General features: G+C 68.3%; 2 protein-coding genes. Both read left to right on the top strand.

Annotation, left to right across the window (positions count from 1 at the left end):
- On the top strand, window positions 1-108 hold a 108-nt coding region (rpmE, locus tag B4M62_RS10680), incomplete at its 5' end, for a 50S ribosomal protein L31 (RefSeq protein WP_290707515.1).
- 96 nt (window positions 109-204) lie between these two features.
- Window positions 205-1,281 (top strand): peptide chain release factor 1, encoded by a 1,077-nt coding sequence (gene prfA / locus B4M62_RS10675; RefSeq protein WP_290707508.1) that lies wholly within the window; start codon window positions 205-207, stop codon window positions 1,279-1,281.
- The last annotated feature ends 14 nt before the right edge of the window (window positions 1,282-1,295 follow it).

Genomic DNA, 1,295 nt, shown 5'->3' with positions numbered 1-1,295 from the left:
CACCCGTTCTACACGGGCAAGCAGAAGATTCTCGACACCGGCGGCCGCGTCGCCCGCTTCGAGAAGCGCTACGGCAAGCGCGAGAAGAAGGCCACCGCCGACAGCTAGCGGGTCAAGTCGAAGCGGCGCCCGGCGTGCGATTGCGCACGCGCGGGCGCCGTGGCGTTTGTCCGGGCACGCGCTGGCAGAACAGGAAGGCACGCAATGGCAATCGAGCAACCGTCGGCGATCGACGATGTCCTTGCCGAGTATGCGGGATTGGAGACGCAGCTCTCCGATCCGTCGCTGCACGACGACTCGGCCAACGCGCGCCGCGTTGCCAAGCGCTTCGCCGAGCTCGGCCCGATCATGTCGACTCACACCAAGCTTGTCGCGGCGCGCGATGACCTCGCCGCCGCCACCGAGCTGGCCGATGACGACCCCTCCTTTCTCGAGGAGATCCCCCCGCTGAAAGCGCAGGTCGCGAAGCTCGACGAGACGCTGACCGACCTGTTGGCCCCGCGTGACCCACACGACGGCGATGACGTCGTCCTCGAGGTCCGGCCCGGCGCCGGCGGCGACGAGTCGGCACTGTTCGCGGCCGACCTGGTTCGCATGTATCTCAAATACTGCGAGCGGCACGGCTGGAAGGCGCAGGTGCTGGGCGCCACCGAGTCCGATCTCGGTGGCTACAAGGAGGCGACGCTGTCCATCCGGGCGCCGCAGGCCACCCGTGACGGAGTCTGGTCTCGACTGAAGTTCGAAGGCGGTGTGCATCGGGTGCAGCGCGTCCCGGTCACCGAGTCGCAGGGCCGGATCCACACCTCGGCGGCGGGCGTGCTGATCTATCCCGAACCCGACGAGGTGGCCGAGGTGGAGATCGATGACAAGGATCTGCGCGTCGACGTCTACCGCAGCTCAGGCAAGGGCGGTCAGGGGGTCAACACCACCGACTCGGCGGTGCGGCTGACGCACCTTCCGACCGGGATCGTCGTGACGTGTCAGAACGAGCGGTCGCAGCTGCAGAATAAGGCGCGGGCGATGCAGGTGCTTGCCGCGCGGCTGCAGGCGCAGGCCGAGGAGGAAGCCGCGGCCACCGCCGCGCAGGGCCGAGCGGCACAGATCCGCACGGTCGACCGCTCCGAACGGATCCGCACCTACAACTTCCCGGAGAACCGGATCGCCGACCACCGCATCGGCTTCAAGGCCAACAACCTCGACTCGGTGCTCGGCGGCGACATGGATGCGCTGCTCGATGCCCTCGTCGAGGCCGACAAGCAGGCTCGACTGGCCGCGCAGTGATGCCGCGCGAGCAC

The sequence above is a fragment of the Gordonia sp. UBA5067 genome (assembly GCF_002414845.1).
Taxonomy (GTDB): Bacteria; Actinomycetota; Actinomycetes; order Mycobacteriales; family Mycobacteriaceae; genus Gordonia; species Gordonia defluvii.
Note: the sequence above shows the minus strand (reverse complement) of the source record. Positions and strands in the feature narration are given on the sequence as shown.

Bases quoted from the DNA above. Each gene is read 5' to 3' on its own strand.
- prfA (WP_290707508.1), top strand. From the start codon at position 205: ATGGCAATCGAGCAACCGTCGGCGATCGACGATGTCCTTGCCGAGTAT.